Origin of the sequence: Klebsiella sp. 141240, assembly GCF_050600805.1 — a bacterium.
Classification (GTDB): domain Bacteria; phylum Pseudomonadota; class Gammaproteobacteria; order Enterobacterales; family Enterobacteriaceae; genus Klebsiella; species Klebsiella aerogenes.
Genome location: NZ_JAQIRK010000004.1, coordinates 262,824 through 280,319 on the forward strand (window position 1 = coordinate 262,824; position 17,496 = coordinate 280,319).

Annotated in this window: 13 protein-coding genes; 7 read left to right on the plus strand and 6 right to left on the minus strand. The window is 44.7% G+C overall.

The genetic code is table 11. The features are described 5' to 3' along the window. Positions 1-41: 41 nt before the first annotated feature. The 3 genes from PGQ95_RS09835 to PGQ95_RS09845 form a co-directional block, all read right to left on the minus strand. On the minus strand, positions 42-788 hold the full coding sequence (locus PGQ95_RS09835) for an SDR family NAD(P)-dependent oxidoreductase (RefSeq protein WP_430915294.1): 747 nt from the start codon (positions 786-788) through the stop codon (positions 42-44). Positions 789-858: 70 nt separating this feature from the next. Then, positions 859-1,548: a helix-turn-helix transcriptional regulator gene (locus PGQ95_RS09840; protein ID WP_430917887.1), complete on the minus strand. Its 690-nt coding sequence runs from the start codon at positions 1,546-1,548 to the stop codon at positions 859-861. A 39-nt stretch (positions 1,549-1,587) separates the two neighbouring features. Further along, positions 1,588-2,487: a LysR family transcriptional regulator gene (locus PGQ95_RS09845; protein ID WP_430917889.1), complete on the minus strand. Its 900-nt coding sequence runs from the start codon at positions 2,485-2,487 to the stop codon at positions 1,588-1,590. A 295-nt stretch (positions 2,488-2,782) separates the two neighbouring features. Between PGQ95_RS09845 and PGQ95_RS09850 the strand changes: the two genes are divergently transcribed. The 5 genes from PGQ95_RS09850 to leuE all read left to right on the plus strand — a co-directional run bounded on the left by PGQ95_RS09850 (position 2,783) and on the right by leuE (position 7,480). After that, on the plus strand, positions 2,783-4,012 hold the full coding sequence (locus PGQ95_RS09850) for an MFS transporter (RefSeq protein WP_430917891.1): 1,230 nt from the start codon (positions 2,783-2,785) through the stop codon (positions 4,010-4,012). Positions 4,013-4,025: 13 nt separating this feature from the next. Beyond that, positions 4,026-5,054 carry an alpha/beta hydrolase gene (locus tag PGQ95_RS09855; RefSeq protein ID WP_430917893.1) on the plus strand — a complete coding sequence of 343 codons (1,029 nt, stop codon included), beginning with the start codon at positions 4,026-4,028 and terminating at the stop codon, positions 5,052-5,054. 204 nt (positions 5,055-5,258) lie between these two features. After that, entirely contained in the window at positions 5,259-5,912 is a 654-nt protein-coding gene (locus PGQ95_RS09860) for a LysE family translocator (RefSeq protein ID WP_015366973.1), read from the plus strand. 257 nt (positions 5,913-6,169) lie between these two features. Next, the gene (locus PGQ95_RS09865) at positions 6,170-6,709 is read left to right on the plus strand and encodes a GNAT family N-acetyltransferase (RefSeq protein WP_430917896.1); all 540 of its coding nucleotides are present in this window, start codon (positions 6,170-6,172) and stop codon (positions 6,707-6,709) included. Positions 6,710-6,835: 126 nt separating this feature from the next. Beyond that, complete coding sequence (gene leuE / locus PGQ95_RS09870) at positions 6,836-7,480, plus strand: leucine efflux protein LeuE (RefSeq protein WP_087857881.1); 645 nt, start codon at positions 6,836-6,838, stop codon at positions 7,478-7,480. A gap of 305 nt (positions 7,481-7,785) precedes the next feature. On the opposite strand, the gene PGQ95_RS09875 is transcribed toward leuE, so the two are convergent. The 3 genes from PGQ95_RS09875 to PGQ95_RS09885 all read right to left on the minus strand — a co-directional run bounded on the left by PGQ95_RS09875 (position 7,786) and on the right by PGQ95_RS09885 (position 10,510). After that, positions 7,786-8,649: a 3D domain-containing protein gene (locus tag PGQ95_RS09875; RefSeq protein ID WP_430917898.1), complete on the minus strand. Its 864-nt coding sequence runs from the start codon at positions 8,647-8,649 to the stop codon at positions 7,786-7,788. A gap of 11 nt (positions 8,650-8,660) precedes the next feature. Then, positions 8,661-9,467, minus strand: a complete 807-nt coding sequence (locus PGQ95_RS09880; protein ID WP_130942411.1) for a hypothetical protein — start codon at positions 9,465-9,467, stop codon at positions 8,661-8,663. Between the two features lie 686 nt (positions 9,468-10,153). After that, positions 10,154-10,510: an ASCH domain-containing protein gene (locus PGQ95_RS09885; RefSeq protein WP_161798772.1), complete on the minus strand. Its 357-nt coding sequence runs from the start codon at positions 10,508-10,510 to the stop codon at positions 10,154-10,156. Between the two features lie 338 nt (positions 10,511-10,848). On the opposite strand from PGQ95_RS09885, the gene PGQ95_RS09890 reads away from it, so the two are divergent. Beyond that, complete coding sequence (locus tag PGQ95_RS09890; RefSeq protein WP_015705173.1) at positions 10,849-11,397, plus strand: GNAT family N-acetyltransferase; 549 nt, start codon at positions 10,849-10,851, stop codon at positions 11,395-11,397. Positions 11,398-11,974: 577 nt separating this feature from the next. Beyond that, positions 11,975-17,086: a hypothetical protein gene (locus PGQ95_RS09895; protein WP_430917900.1), complete on the plus strand. Its 5,112-nt coding sequence runs from the start codon at positions 11,975-11,977 to the stop codon at positions 17,084-17,086. The last annotated feature ends 410 nt before the right edge of the window (positions 17,087-17,496 follow it).

Here is a 17,496-nt window from a genome sequence, read left to right on the forward strand (position 1 = left end):
GGGCGCCAACATCTTGCAGTTAAAAAAGCCTCGATGGGAGTTCACTCAGCTAAATAACCCCCATCGATGGGATAAACGCCGCCGGTACAGAACGCCGCATTTTCTGACAGCAAAAACAGTATGAAGTCTGCTATTTCTTGCATTTTTGCCATCCTCTTCATTGGGTGGCTATTGGCGAAACTACGTACGATATTGTCAGGGAATTCACTCATTCGTGGCGTTTGGACGTAGCCCGGAGCGACGGCATTGATTCGAATACCTTGCGTTGCAAACTCTAATGCTGCGGTTTGGGTCAAACCGATGATACCGTGTTTAGCCACGGTGTAAGGCGCTAATCCTGGAATGCCAACCAGACCATTGACTGCAGATAAATTAACGATAGAACCGCCAGATTTTATCATCTCAGGTATTTCGTATTTTAGGCAGTAAAAAACGCCGCTCAATGAAGTGGCAATAACTTTTTCCCAGTTTTCAACCGTCTGCTCTGTTATATTTTTACCATGCTCACCTGTTATGCCCGCATTATTTACAGCATAATCAAGTCTGCCGAAATGTTTGATAACATCAGCAATCATTTTCTCTACTTGTTCAGGTTGCGACACATCGCATCCGATCCCCAGCGCCTGTTGCCCCTGTGAAGATAATTGTTTCGCTTTTTGGATGGCCTGCTCTGGCGAGCGGGAGACAATAACGACCTTAGCACCATATTGGTGTAATTGCTCTGCGACTGCCTCACCTATCCCTGTAGTACTTCCTGTGATGACAGCAACTTTATTCTGGAAATTCATCATTCCCCCTATGACGTAGAATTGAGTCTTTCATCTGGGGGAGTATACAAAATCGCTGTGACAGTTTTTGTCAGTACTCTTTCTCCTCGTCGATCCCTTCTTTTATTCTCCATTTTTTCAATAAAGCCATCCGGCTTTCCCTGTACATAGAGCCCAGTTGTGCCATCTCTGAAATTTTGTCAGTTCTAAAGTGACGAAAATCATTTCTCATTTCACACCACGCGACCAAAAGCCAACATGACTGCATATATGCCAATCCAATGGGCCATATCACGCGAGAAGAGTAAGCGCCTTTCTTGTCACAATATTTTATTTGGACCCTCCTTTGCTTTTTAATAGCATCGCGAATGTTTTTGAAAAATACCTCATTGCTCTCGGAAGGACCGAGCACATAGGATTGGCTTTCAATAAGATTTTTTAATTCGTCAGGAATGACGGCGTGTATTTTGGCAAGCGCATTCCTTGCTGCGTTTTTGAAATCATCATCCGTGCTATGAGATACCCAGTTTAGCCCAAGGGTAATGGCATTGATTTCTTCATGAGAAAGATTTAAGGGCGGCAAATGAAAATCGGACTTAACGATATAACCCATTCCGGCCCCACCTTCAATGCGCACCCCTTGATGCTGTAGCGTTTTTATATCCCTGTAAAGTGAACGTACGCTTATCCCTAATCTTTCTGAGAGCGTGGATGCCGTGATGGGATATCTTTGCGCTCTTAATATCTGTAGTAACTCGAGAAGCCTCTCTGTTCTGGTCATTTGATAAGTCCATCCTGATACAGCGAAAAAATCTTAAACCTAAAGTTTCCCGTTCATGCGCAGCGCATCAACAACGAGTGAAAAGGCAGGGGAAGGCTGCTTGCGGCTGGGATAATAAAGATAGTAGCCCGGAAAAGGATGACACCAGGACTCAAGCACCCGCACGAGACGACCTTCTCTGATGTGTGAGCCGAATTCCTCTTCAGGTAAAAAGGCGATGCCTAACCCGGCCAGGGCGGCGTCGACAACATGATCCGACGTGTTAAACGTCAACTGTCCATTAACCCGGACGTTCAACTCTCCTCCCTCGCGATCGAATTCCCAGACATAAATCCCGCCGGAGCGGACCATGCGCAAATTAATACACTGATGCTGCGTCAGCTCATGAGGCGTTTTCGGCACCGGGTATCGTGCGAAATAATCTGGCGAGGCGGCTGCTGCCATGCGCAGTTTCGGGCCGATTGGCATCGCTATCATATCTTTATCAATCGTATCGCCAAGCCGCACGCCAGCATCAAACCGATCCGCCACGATATCCCGGAATCCGTGATTAGCATCGAACTCAATATGAATATCCGGATATTCGCGGAGCAGCGGCGCAAGCTTGGGCAGCAGGGTCGTTTTCAGCACGTTCGGCCCGCAGGTGATGCGGACGGTGCCTGCAGGCTTGTCCCGCAGTTCAGTCAGCATGTCCAGCTCAGCCCCTATCTCGTCAATACGGTGGCCCACCGATTGCAACAGGCGCTCCCCGGCGGCCGTCGGGGACACACTGCGGGTGGTCCGCGTTAATAGTCGGATTTGCATTCGTTCTTCCAGTCCGGAAATCGCTTGGCTTAGCGCAGGCTGGGTCACGCCAAGCTGCGCGGCGGCGCGCGTGAAGCTGCCTTCCCGCGCCACGGTGACGAAAGAGAGTAAATCGTTGAGGTTGCGTCTTGCCATGTTGGTTTCCGGGCTATTTATAAATTTTACTTATAAGGCTATTAAGCATTCATTAGCTAGTTTCACCGCTGCCTATTGGTAACAATAATGCGATGAAAAAGTCAACGCTAAACGAGATGGAAAATGCTCACCGTAAAACGACACGGCTGATGCTCCTCCTTGCCGGATTCAGGATCGTGGATTGAGCCGTCGAGCCTTCCATATCCATCGTTCTCTTTAACTCACGCGCTTATCCCCCACGTCGCCGTTTCAGGAGGGGGAGGGCATCGCATTATCAACAGAAAAGAAAGGCTAAATGCGTAATCAGAAAACTGAAACCAGAAATCAGAACGGAACCAGTGAAAAACAACAGGCTCACTGGGGCGGCGTGTTTGCTATGACGCTGTGCGTCTTCGCCCTGATCGCCTCCGAGTTTATGCCGGTCAGCCTCCTGACATCGATGGCGCAGTCCCTGAAAGTCACCGAAGGCATGGCCGGGCAGGGGATCGCCATTTCCGGCGCGTTTGCGGTGGTGACCAGCCTGTTTATTTCCCGACTGGCAGGCACGCTTAACCGGAAAAACCTGCTGCTTGGCCTGACGTGCATCATGGCACTTTCGGGGGGCGTCATTGCGATGGCACCTAATTACCTGACCTATATGACCGGCCGGGCCCTGATTGGCATCGTAGTCGGCGGGTTCTGGTCGATGTCGGCGGCGACAGCGATGCGTCTGGTGCCGGTGCACCGTGTTCCGCTGGCGCTGGCCATTTTTAACAGCGGCAACGCGCTGGCAACCGTTGTGGCCGCGCCTCTGGGCAGCTGGCTGGGTTCCGTCATCGGCTGGCGGGGAGCCTTTTTCTGCCTGTTACCCGTCGCCATCGTCGCGTTTATCTGGCAACTACTCAGCCTGCCCTCGATGCCGGTTACCCGCCAGCCAGCGGGGGCCGGCAACGTCTTCATACTGTTTCGCCGTCGAGTGGTCACGCTGGGCATGCTGGGTGTGGGGATCTTCTTTATGGGGCAGTTCACGCTCTTTACCTATATCCGGCCTTTCCTTGAGACGGTCACGAAGGTGGACGCCTCAGCGGTGACTCTCATCCTGCTGGTCATCGGGAGCGCAGGTTTCATCGGCACCACGCTGATTGGCCGGGTATTGAAGCGCGGATTCTACTCGACGCTAATGGCCATTCCTGTGCTGATGGCGACCGTCGCGCTGGCCCTGATCGCGTTTGGCAGCCAGGCGGCCATCGTGACGGTCTTGCTCGGGCTGTGGGGGTTTATTTCAACTGCCGCGCCCGTGGGATGGTGGGCATGGGTTCCACGCACGTTCCCCCAGAATGCCGAAGCGGGCGGCGGGCTGATGGTGGCGATGGTGCAATTGTCCATTGCGCTGGGATCCACCGTGGGGGGCGTACTGTTCGACCATCATGGCTACCAGAGCACCTTCCTGGCCAGCGCCGCGATGTTGATTATCGCAACCGTACTGATTTTCCTGACCTCACGTGCAGACGCCTCTGCCGATGGTCTTTCATCACACTCGTCCTGACAAGGAAACTATCATGAATAAATTTGCGTTAGCCCTGGGAATGTTCATCAGCGCATTTGCCGCCTCGGCGGCGGATATGTCCAGAGGCGCTGATAACTTTTATAAAAGCGAAAAAGTGACGCAGCAGAAAGTCACTTTTAAAAATCAGTATCAAATGAACGTGGTCGGCAATCTGTTTATGCCGAAAACGATAAATCATAACGCCAAAAACCCGGCGATCGTCGTTGGCCATCCAATGGGCGCGGTCAAGGAACAAAGCGCAAACCTATACGCGCAGAAGCTGGCGGAGCAGGGGTTTGTTACGCTGGCGATCGATCTCTCGTTCTGGGGAGAAAGCGAAGGCAAGCCGGGGCACCTGATTTCACCGGAAATCTACGCGGATGATTTCAGCGCGGCGGTGGATTACCTCAGTACACAATCGTTTATTGATCCAGAAAATATCGGCGTGCTGGGCATCTGCGGCAGCGGAAGTTTTGTCATCAGCGCCGCGAAAATTGACCCGCGTATGAAAGCTATCGCCACCGTCAGCATGTATGACATGGGAGCCGCCTTCCGTAATGGCCTTAACCACTCCCAGACGCTGGAGCAGCGTAAGGCCTTTATCCAGTCGGCCATTGATCAGCGGTTTGCCGAGTTCAAAGGAGGAGAGAAAACTTATATTCCGGGCACTGTGAATAAGCTGGACGCTTCCACGCCGGAAATTCAGCGCGAGTTCTTTGATTTCTATCGCACTGAACGCGGCGGTTATACCCCGCAGGGCGAGAAAGAGGAACTGACGACAAAACCGATGCTGAGCAGTATCGGTAAGTTTATGAACTTCTATCCTTTCAATGATATTGAAACCATTTCGCCGCGTCCGATGCTCTTTATTACCGGTGACCAGGCCCATTCAAAAGAGTTCAGCGAGGACGCCTTTAAACGCGCCGGTCAGCCTAAAGAGCTGTATGTCGTTCCGGGGGCAGGGCACGTCGATCTGTATGACCGCACGGACGTGATCCCCTTCGACAAGCTGACGGACTTTTTCCGCAACAACCTGAAATAACGCGTGGTAATGGGTTGTATTAACAGCTACCGGCCTTCGGGTCGGTAGTGGGGCGTAATTTGCTCAAAAGGACAAAATGCTGCCGCATCACTGAGAGTTCAAATGTCTGTGTAGTGCCACAGGCGGAGGCTGCAATATATTCCGCTTTCGGCATGAATCAGACTGAGGTAACGTAGCGAAAATATTTTTCTGGACTCAATCACGATGCCTTCCATCGAAACGTTTATAACTTTCCTTCTCGCGCTGACGCTGCTGGAGATTTCTCCTGGGCCAGACATGATGCTGACTATCGCCAGAGGTGTCGGTCAGGGAAGACGTATTGCGCTGCTTACGGTCCTGGGCAATGTATTTGTAGCAGGTTTTGTGCAAGTTTCTTTTCTTGTCCTCGGGCTGGTAACCGTTGTTCATGCCTGGCCGGTTGCGCTGGATCTGTTACGGTGGGTCGGTGCGGCTTATCTGATGTGGCTGGGCATAAAAATGATTGCGACTTCAGGTACTGATACGCGGCTGCGAAAAACGGCAAAAATTTCTGACTGGAATGCCGTTAAGGAAGGCGCTCTGAACAGCCTGACTAACCCAAAATCCCTGTTGTTCATGTTTGCTTTTCTTCCTCAATTTGTTGATCCCGCAGCGGGTCCAGTTTGGCTGCAATTGCTTGTCCTTGGCAGTATCCAAAAGCTGGCAGGAATCGTGTCTCTGGGGTCAGTCGCGATGGCATCAGGCACATTTGGTAACTGGCTGGGTAAACACCCAGGCGTTATCAAATGGCAGGAACGATTTACAGGTGTTGTCATGATTGGCTTGGGTATCCGCATGTTGTTTAGCGGGTCCGGCATAGTATCAAAATCTATCCGTTAGGTTATACAGAACCGGTAAATCCTGTGTCCGCTTCTCGCTCAGACAGGATTTTAAATTCAGTTGGTTGATTCGCTTTGTACCAGGAGCGGACAGTTTAGTTCTGGAGCATCATTTATATTGACCGATTGCCGTTAGTGATGCGTACAAATGATTTATTGTGGGAAGAAGACATTGTTGATTTTATGTTAATGCTATAGGCTGGCTGCAATTTATACTAATAAACCAGACTATGTAACCTGACTAATCAAGGGGATATAATGATTTTTCAGCAGGCACCTCAGCTAGAGACTGAGCGCTTAATTCTAAAACATTTCACGTTAGAGGATTTTTCCGCTCTTCAGGCATGCTGGGCTGATCCAGAAATGGTTAAGATAAATGGCGGAGAAGTTCCCACGGCAGAAGCAGTATGGGCCCGCTTGTTACGTTACATAGGTCACTGGCAAGCTTTAGGTTATGGATACTGGGCTGTTTTTGAAAAAGCAACCCATCTTTATATTGGCGCGTTTGGGTTTCAGGATGCGCATCGCAATACTGAGCCAACATTAAAATATCCAGAAGCGGGATGGACAATCATCGCTGAAATGCGCGGAAAGGGTTACGCCAATGAAGCATTGGCAGCGATTTTAGGTTGGGCAGACCAGACATTTACCTCCCCGGTATGCTGTATTATTGCGCAAGAAAACCAACGTTCAAATTATTTAGCTGAGCGATTTGGTTTTCAATACCAGAGTCATGTTACATACCGTAATAAAAAGGTACGCCTGTTAATCCGTCCGAAATTCGCTATTCAGTCTTAATAAACATTTGCTCGTCAGCGCTATGCCAAAAGTGGAAATTGGCTGAGTAGAAAGCAGCCGTTATGTTTTCATTAACGCTGGTTACGTTAGAATAGCCTCGATAAAAACGAGAGAACTGGAGTAAAAATGTTTGCTGATTTTGGTATCGTGAATTTCTGGACGTATCTGCTTGGTGCGACACTGATAGTGCTTGCTCCTGGCCCTGAGACCATGTTCGTGATCAAAACAAGCATTACGAGCGGCGTCAAACGAGGCTTTGCTGCAATATTTTCCATTCTGATGAGTGACGTACTTCTGGTTCTGCTGGCATGGTGTGGGCTGGCTGCAGTCATAAGCTCAACTCCAGCCTTATTTAACGCCATCAAATACGCAGGTGCTGCCTATCTTTTCTATCTCGGTGTCCAGACGATACGCGCTATCTTTAAGCCCACTGTCGAAACGAATGAGGAAAAGAAATCTTCAGCTGATGCTAAGGGGATCATCGGGCGTGGAATGCTGGTTACGCTACTGAATCCAAAGACACTGCTGTTCTATATCTCTTTCTTCGCCCAGTTCATCAATGTTCAGGCTGAACATTCCTGGATGGCGTTTATCATTCTTGCTGCGGTGATGTTCGCGATTACTCTCGTCTATTTCGGTTTCCTTGTTTTCTGCGGCTCTTATCTGCTAAGCCGTTTGAAAGGCAACCGTAGATTATCAACCATTGGAAACGCGCTGGTGGGTATGTTCTTCATCGGATTTGCCGCACGACTCGCAAGCGCAACTTCCTAACTAGACAGCTAAACCGCCTCACCGCGGTTTTTTTACGTTCTTACGCCGGATGGGACGACCGCTGTTCGCTCACAGCAAACCTCGCAATGCTTCAGGCGGTCCGCTTAGTGCCAAAAGCGGAAGTAGCTAACTACATTTTTTTGGATCTACGGGGTGCAGTTCACAGAATTCCCCGACCGGCTTATCGCAACGATAGCTAGCCACGGTCGCCGCCACCAGGCAGAGCCTGGCGGCGCCTTCTGCAATAGCCGGAAACTTTTGACTACGCCTAAAAGCACAGATTGCAGCGCATGTTATACCCGCAACTACCTGTAGCTGGATTTTAAGTGCATTCGTAGCAGTTTTTCTTTGATTGCGGGGTCAGTGATAACCACGGCTGTAAACATATAATGATGATCGTCATCACTGCTTGTAAACGGAGGAAGGCAATTTTTTTGGAAACCACAAAAGGTGTCAGCATGGATATCTTTAACTTTTCCACCAACATCTCCGACAAAGAAATATCCGTCATGCTTGAATTTCCTGCCAGTGTAGGGATCTGTGATCATGTTGTTAGTCACATCATTAATATAAAGTACGTCTCCTGCCTTTAATTTTAAACCTGAATTATCATTAACCTTTACAGCCATAGTCCGGTACGGAACCAAAAAGTAATTGTTAATTCCTAAGCCAAACGGTGCGTTGGTTTTTACATGATAACTTAACCCATACGCAGACAGATCATGAGTATGGGTTTCATATTCCACATCACAGTCGATATAATAAGGAGGTTTTTTCTTAAATACTCCAGCATGCGTGAGCCTGATTTCCTCTCCATGAAATGTTGTTTTGACAGAACCTTCCTGAGCACCCAGGCACCAGCTACGCTTACTGACATTATCCGATATCGGGATACCATCTTTATCCCGGAATGGGACGCCGTTTTTATCCTCGACGGGTTGCGTGGTATAAAAGTTAGTCGACCATAGCTTTATTTTTCTCCCGGTCGAACTGTCGGGGGGAGGCGGGATATCAAAAGTGTCCTGAAAATCAGGTGTCAGTATGCGATATTCCTGATTGATAATTTGTGCAGGTTGCATACAGGAACTGACGAGCGCTCCCCCTCCCAGCAACAGAAATGTGCGCCAAGTAAGCCTTGCAATTTTAAAGTTCTGGATACTATTTATCATATTGATATTCCTCATTTTCCATCACCTTTACTTTGAGCACTATTTCCGCCTGCCGGTTTGGTTACCTGATATGCAACTACCGGCGCAGTGGCAGGCGTTGCTTTACACATTTTTATGTTGGTACGGATAAGCTCAGCGAGAGCTATTGCTGAATTTTTATCGGCGGCCGAAAAAGACATTAAGCTACTCTGCGCCGCCTTTTGCTGATTTAAGGTCTCAGCAATCTCTGTGACATCGGGTGCAACCAGACTGACGGCGGCCTGCTCCGACTGGAGTTCAAACTCCAGATCAGACATTACACTGTTTAAATATGGTTGTATCAGCCCACTTACTGAAGGATTGGGGTCGGTACTTATTGCAATATCCATTTGGTCGGATGTTATATCCATCATGGAGCGATATATACAGTTTAATTTTTTCCGGGTAGAGCGATAATTCAGAAGTTGAATATCATAATTATATCGCTGGCTTGCGGCACCACCTACCACAGAAGTTCCACCGGCATAAAGTGCCGTGGTCAGTGCTCCACTCGCAGCCGCAATCACTGATGTCACAGCACCAGCGGCACTGGTATCACTTAGAAGATATTTTTGCGTGGCTAGTTGCTGTTCTTTTTCTCGTAATTGCATTTCATATCTTTTAACTTCAGTAGCCATTTTTTCATAATCATTTTTAGCTGTGTTTATGCATTGAGAAGCCGTTTTTTTATTACTGCAATCTAATGAACTGACGTAATTCATCTCAGGAATAGCATTAGGGTAAGGCGAGGTGCAGGAAACAGATGTCAGGCAGACAAAAGCAACGATTGTTCTCATCATTTATCCTCATACGGATAAAACACCACTGCTTGATTTAGAGTGATTTTAGTACAGATTTTACCCCCTATGTTCTATTAATCTGCTCCTCCGTGTTTCACATACGCTGTTAGCAATGTCTGCTCCTCCACTGTGAGTTCAACGGGTCGATGCAAAGGTCATTGATACTCGAATGAGACCCCAGTCATAGCTTTTAAGAACCGGCAAAGGTCATCACCAGCATCCTCAATCGTATGAAAACGAACAGAGTCTACACACCCGGATTTACTCTTATTAAGACAGGCAATGAATGGCGGTGTTGGGTCTTGTCCTGTAAGACTTCTAAATCGAGTAGCATCAACACGCCAGCGATACATTGCTCCATATCGTTGTACCCCCCTGATGCCTGTGCGGGTATTTTTCGTCGTTTTAATAGAAATTGGCATTCTGAGTTACCTTAGTTAAATGACTGTGAGATTGCATAGTCCTTATACAGCTGACCAGATCAGTTTATAGCAACCGGCTGAATGGCGAAAGGAATCCCCACTGCTTAACTAACCGTCATTTTTGGCTGCTGTGATTTATGGTCACTGCCAACGTCCGCTCCTCGCTCTCAGCGGACCTTCAGCTTCGTTAACACGTCCGCTTAGTGCCAGGAACGGACGTTTATGAAAAGGGTGATAGATAAACATCAGCAATTTTCTCTCCGATTACAGCACCTCAACCACTTCGAATTCTTCTGCGATCAACTCCATATCCTCAGAAAAATGACCTTCACGGATGAAAAATCGCTGATGCTCTTTCTTCCAGTATTCAAGACTTAAATCGCCTTCACCCTCTTTGCGAGCAAACTCCTCATTAATATCGCAAAAACGCACCAATTGTAGCGAAACCAGCCGGATCACGCATACCGGGACATTCTGTCCATCAAGAATTATGTTATAGCTGCCAATCCTCGGAGCAGATTCTTCCTGTTGGTAAGAGGCAAAAGATCCACAAGAGGCCGTTTTGATTCCTTTTTTAATAAGGTTAGCAAGCTCGCTTGCCAGTTCTGGACTGTCTCCCATTTGCCAGGCCCCTGCGCCTGGATATTTCATTTCTATTTCCCTAAGCTTAACCATTAATGCATCTGCCTAACCGTTGATGAAAAAAGTAATAATAGTATTAGCGTTAATGGGGTCACCATTAACAGTAATACGTTACCTCAGATAGTGTGGTTTGCTCTTCGCTCAGACTGGAGCTTAAACTCAGTTGGTTCATCCGCGCAGTGCCAAAAACTGCCCCTGACTGCTTGTTAACCGCGCCTCCTATTGTATAGATATTTTCTGTACATCAAGATACATTGAGATAGCTATTTAATGGCTTAAACAGTAATAGACACTAAGTTCAGGAAGGAAAAGTGCTGATGCCAATACCTATACTCTATACAGAACGCTTACTGTTAAAACCATTATCCTCAGAAGATGCCTCACAAATTCAGATACTTTATCCTCGCTGGGAGATTGTTCGGTACATGGTCTCATCAGTACCGTGGCCCTATCCGGATAATGGCGCCGAGAATTATGTCAATAACGTTGCCTTGCCTGATATAGCAAATGGAATCGCTTGGATCTGGACTATTAGGCATCGTGAAACACCTGACAACATGGTAGGTTTAATCTGTCTTTATGATGTTGAGGATAACAACCGAGGATTTTGGTTAGCACCGGAGCATCAGGGCAAAGGTTTTATGCGTGAGGCCTGTAACGCAGCTACAGATTATTGGTTCAATTCCTTAAATAAGACTATATTGCGTGCGCCGAAAGCGGCTCTCAATAACCGCTCCAAACGTATCTCACAAAGCAGTGGCATGAGGCTCATTAGGACTGAAAAGAAAGCATATGTCAGCGGTCTGCTGGATTCCGAGCTATGGGAAATCACACGTGACGAATGGAATGCTCGTAAAGGTGGCTGATAAGCTGATGGCATGTCCGCTAAGCGCTCCCAGCGGACCTTCAGCTTCGTTAACACGTCCGCTCCGTGCCAGGAGCGGACCTTTTTAGACTGTCATTCAATCTTTCAGAGAGCTCAATTCTTCAGAGAGCCATTGTCTTAGAATGCTTATTTTAAATACTGAACGGTAGACTAAATCGTATCCTGGCTCAGCCTTAAGTTTGTACTGTGGAAACGCAACAACAAGCCTTCCTGCAGCCACATCATCCGCAATCTGAGATCAAAAGCGCTTATGACAACGCCAAACGAGCACTGTCGGGCGGACTGGTGAAAATCAAAGAACAGACGAACAAAGAGGCCCGAAAAGCTTCAGGTGGAGGTAGATCGCCTCAAGGCCGAGCTAGAGGCCTACAAGGGAAAGGAAGAACAATGGCTACGCCGCTGGCAGCAAATCGCCTTTCATGTGCGGCAGAAAGGCATACAGATGGCTAGTGTGGATAAAACCTCTACTCAAAGGGCTGAGCTGCCTTATAATACTTAAACCGCGCAGACACACCGGCCTTTTGATAAAGAAATTCCACCTTCAGGGAGAATATAAAATGAGTCTAGAAATAAAAAAACAAAGTAACCCGTTTTCTACTGGCGGTGGGGGAGTTAATTTTGAAACAAGAGTTCAAGCAGCTTTCGCACTATCCTTATTGACTAAATCTTGTGTTCCTTGTTTGAGTAACTACATGAGGGCTAAAGAGTTAAAATTCCAGAACAAATATGATGGTGTAAATACTGATGATTTTGTATTGACTGCCACAGATAACTCAAATAATGAAAGTAAGATCTTTGCTCAGATTAAACATGAAATAACTATTAGTGGCTCATCAAACTCAGTATTTGCAGAAGTTATAAATAGTGCTTGGGCGGACTTTAAAAGTGTGGGCTTTAAGTCAGAAAGAGATTCTATCGCGTTAATAACAGGTAATTTACCAAAAACTGACATAAATAATACTTTGCCGTTACTTGAATGGGCTAAGTTTTCATCGAACTCAGAAGATTTTATAAAGAAATCTCAAACCCAAGGATTTACCAGTGAAGCAAAGCTCGAAAGATTAGGGATATTTAGAGATCAGCTTACTCATGCGAATAACGGGGTAGCTATCTCAGAAGAAGAATTGTGGTCTTTCTTAAAATCGTTTCAGATTTTACCTTTTGACTTAGATGCAGAACATTCAATCGTAGCAAACTTACTTTGCTCATTGATTCAGTGTTACTCAGACGTATTACCTTCTCTAGTCTTAGCTAGACTTGTTTCCTGCGTTCAAAGTTTCAACCAGAATGCGGGGGTTTTAACTCAAAATAATATACCAGAAGACGTTAAAGGATTATTTAATAAATCAAGCTACTTATATTTCGAGAATGACTTGATAAAGCTTTATGAGCGCAGTCAGCATATTTTTGAAGGTATTTCTACAACTATAAATGGACTCCATGTTGATAGGGCAGAACAACTAGCAGCACTATCTAACTGCTATAGAGATAGTGAGTTTGTATTTGTTACCGGTGCAAGAGGGGCTGGAAAGTCAGGCGTTGTTAAAGATTTTATCACAACAAAAAATTTAGATATTCCAGTCTTCTACTTAAGAGCTGAAGATTTAGATAAAAGTAACTTAAATGAAGTTTTCACTTCCATGGGAATTACATCTTCTTTGGGAGAAATTGAAAGTCATTTCTCATTGCTTCACGAAAAAGTACTCGTAATAGAGTCCCTAGAAAAAGTTTTAGAGCTAAATTATCCAAATACTTTTGTTGAGTTATTGCAATACATTAGAAAACAGTCTGGTTGGACTATCATTGCAACTGGCCGGGACTATGCTTATCAACAATTGTTATTTAATTTCCTACAGCCTTGCTCTATAAATTTTAGCAGCATGAATATTGAAGGGCTTGAAGATAGTCAAGTCGAGCAAGTTTGCGAGCATATTCCAGAGCTAAAATCTTTAGTATCTAATAACTCATTAGTAGAACTACTAAGAATACCATTTTTTATTGAGATTGCTGTAAGAGCTATAAAAAATGGCGCTCAATTTGGGATTGGAGATACTGAAGAAGACTTTAGGGATACAGTGTGGCGGACTGTCGTTGCAAAAGAAGCTGATAGAAAGTCAGGGATGCCAGATAGAAGAAGAGCAACCTTTATTAAAATAGCAATAGAGAGAGCTAAAAAGATGCTTTTTGGTGTCAGAGCAAGCGGTTTTGACCCGGAAGTAATCGCAAAGTTGGAAGAAGACAATTTGATCTACAGAGATCAAAAATCATCTTGTGTAAGTCCTATGCATGATGTTTTGGAAGATTGGGCTTTAGAGGAGTTCATCGATAGAGAGCATTTTGATAATTCTCATAATGTTGCAAGCTTTTTGTTAAATATAGGAAATGAACCTGCGATAAGTAGGGCATTCAGGTTATGGCTGTATAGGAAGCTAAAATTTGATGATACAACTAATGAATTCGTAGAAGGTTTATTATCTTCGGACGAGATAGAGAGTTATTGGAAGGACGAGGCAATTTCTGCAATCATGCAGCATGACTCTCCCGGGATATTTCTTAATTCACTCAAGCGCCAACTTCTTAGAGATGATTGTGCTCTTTTGACACGGTTTTGTTTTATTCTCAGAATAACGTGTCAAAGACCAATATCTCTACACAACGGACTATTGATAAAAGATAAAAAATCGGGATTGCTCAAATCCCTTTTCCTGAAACCATATGGAGAAGGTTGGGAAGCACTATTCCATTTTATTTATCAGGAAAGAGATAATTTGAGTAGTCCTGTGCGCACTCAAGTTATTGAATTAATAGATGAATGGACTGGTCTCATTAATATACATGATGAGTTGCCAAAAGCGTCTGAAAAGGTTGGTTTTTTAAGTTTATGGCTCCTTGAAAAGGTTAAAGATTCATATCGTGGTGAGGGGCAAAGAAAAAAAATATTAAATGCTTTATTAAAAGTTTCAACGGCTATTAAAGATGATTTTGATGAATTGATGAAACAGGACGTTTTCACCTCAAAGATAAAGCCTAGACGATTAAGTTATGTTGATGAACTGAGTAGTTTGGCACTTATAGGCTTCAATGTTCCTATGTTGTGTAAGTTTTATCCTGACTTCGTAGTTAAACTTTCCATGCATGAGTGGCTGTTGGAAGAATCCGAAGAGAACGATTATGGCTACGGGTCATATCGAGTAGACGTAGAGGAATCATTTGGGCTAGATACAGAACGAGATTTTTTCCCTGCAAGCGGTGCCAAAGGCCCTTTCAAATATCTTCTTCAATTCAAGCCAAGGCTAGGCTTGGATTTCATTATTAGATTGTGCAATTTGACAGCACAAAAATACTCAGAATCGGATTTTTCTAAAACTCAAGACAATGAAGAAGACACTATTTACGCCTTCGAAACAGTAGCTAAACAAGTCGATATAACCCTGAATGATGGCACAGTAGTTAAACAGTATGCATCTCCCCACCTCTGGAAGGGATATAGAGGACAGTCTACGTTGCCCTACTTATTACAGAGTGCTCTTATGGCATTGGAGAACTGGTTAGTTGAGTACGTTGAAAATTGTGGTAAGAATAATGAAATAGATTGGATTTTTGATTATGTTCTTCGCTCTAGTAATTCAGTAATGCCTACATCTGTTTTATCTTCTGTGGCCACAGGCTTCCCTAATAAAGTAGGTAAAGCAGCCTTTCCTTTGCTTAAAACTGCTGATTTATACCATTTAGATTTGATTCGAATGACACAAGAAATGGGTGGAAATGAGATGCATTTCTTTGGTCTTAATAGGGATGCATTGTCGAAAATATACCTGGAAGAGAGAAGAGAAGCAGCACTTCGACCATGGAGAAAAGAGTCATTAGAAACCTTATTAACAAGGCTTCAGTTCGTAAATGAGTTAAGGGATGATATTTTAAAAATTGTTGATGAACTGAAAAATGAAGCTACTGCAAGTAATGAAAAAAGCCTTCGGTATATGGTGCACAGAGTCGATACAAGGACTTGGAAAGTAGTTGAAGACAAAGAAAATGACAGAGTATTGTTTCAAAGCTCATCAGAGCTTCCGGAAGATTTAAAGCTGGATCAACAAGAATTTAATGAAAAGCACGCAATGGATAACACCGTAACTAGTTTAAACTTATGGGGTAAAAAACTATTCGATGAGCAATTACTAGAAGAAAAATACTTCTCTTCATATCAGGATGCATTAATAGCTACTAAGGGATTGCTCAGCGCCCTCCAAAAAGGTGAAGTACACAACTTTGCTGATATGGCGGTTGGCACAATCACAACTGTTGCAGCGGTTTGTGTTCGTGATGTACTTTTAGAATTGAGCTATGAAGATAAAAAGTGGTGCTTAGAAATCATCCTAGAATCAATATTCATGCACGCAGACAATATGAATGGGACAGCTGCACATGATAAGACTGATTATTATGGCTCTGGAGCATGCGCATTTGTCTTACCTAAGTTATTTGATTTAGATCTAGATTCAGAACAAATAGAATATTTGAAGTTTGCGTTAGCTACAGCATTAACGCATGAGAACCTGAACGTTAGTGCTTGTGCTGCTAAGGGAGTAAGAGAGTTTCTTTGGTCTAGAGACGCTGAATTAGCATCCCGTTGTATAGGTGGAATAGTTGAGTATGCCAGATTACGAAGGGAAAATAGTGAGGTACGTAGGTTTTATCATTTACAAGGTGCTGAATTGCAAGCCGCACTCGAAAAATGGAATGATCTTTTAACAACTTTTCGTAACGACTTGATTGAGGGAAAGTTTAAGCTTTCAGTTAACGATATATCTTTGGAAAGCCACTGTTCGTGGTTTATTCATTTACCAATGCTAATGGTTCCTTACTGTACTAAGGATGAGATACAAATTCAGTTGGTCAATAGGTTAATGAGTTTTGTATTTGATACGGAGTATCAAAACCATCGTTCGAGTGATGATGAAAAAATAAATCATGAAATTAAAAAGCAGATTCAAGACTGTCTCTCTGAACATGTTGTTTCTTCAAGAAAAAATAACTTCATGCCCTTTAAAGATCTATTGGTGTTAGGGTGTGCAAAAGCTCCCGGCTTCATTTATTCTTTAACACTCTCCTATCATGTCGCTGTAGAAAAAGAAGGTGATTATGATGCTATATGGGCACTTTGGTGCCTGTTAGCACCAGAAGCACACAAGATAGCTTTGAATGATGTTAATGATCGTTATATCGGTTTACAGAATGACCTAAATCAGCTCCTGCGTGGAATGATGTATGCGGATTGCCCTTGGCAAGGACATGAGAATGAAGAGAAAGATATGAAGCGAGGTGCTAAATATTTGCTCGATTTTGCTAGGCAATCTGCACATAATAGCCATGTGTTTGAAGCCTTGTCTTCATTGATTTATAACTTCTACAACGTATTCTTCGAAGAAGGCATTCTGATTTTAGCTGAGCATTATAGTGCCAATCGACATATTATCGGGAAGCAAGTCAATACAGCATTTTATATAGAAATGGTTGTTGGAAGATTTTTGCAGATAGAAAATCGCGGAACTCTCAATAGAAAAATGTACGATATATGCCTGCTTCTCTTAACAGGAATTGTAGAAACTGGCTCTGCTAGAGCTTATTACTTACGTGAAGAATTGATTCGTTCTCGAAAGATTTCAGCCTAGAGGGTAACAGTGACAATTTTTTAAAAAATGGTGATGGCTCAGCTGAGTATAAAGAAGCGATTCTTCGATCTTTTATTAGTCAATGACTAGATCAAAAGTTCAGTATGCTCAGACAGATAGGTTCATTGAGCTTTGATGGATTTGCACTGGAAAAGAGGCTAGTCCATCACATCAATGCCCAATGGTATCTCAATAACCACCAAACTGTATCGAGATTAAGGTGATGAGCGAAATTCTGACCTTCGGTTTGATGGTAGGCCAACCGGCATTGCGTAATCTGTGCCTCGCGGGTTCACCTAGAACGCTGTTAGCAATGTCCGCTCCTCGCTCATAGCGGACCTCCAGCTCATTAACTTACCCGCGTTGTGCCGGGAGTGCGCATCGCAAACTCATGCTCTTCTGATGACGTA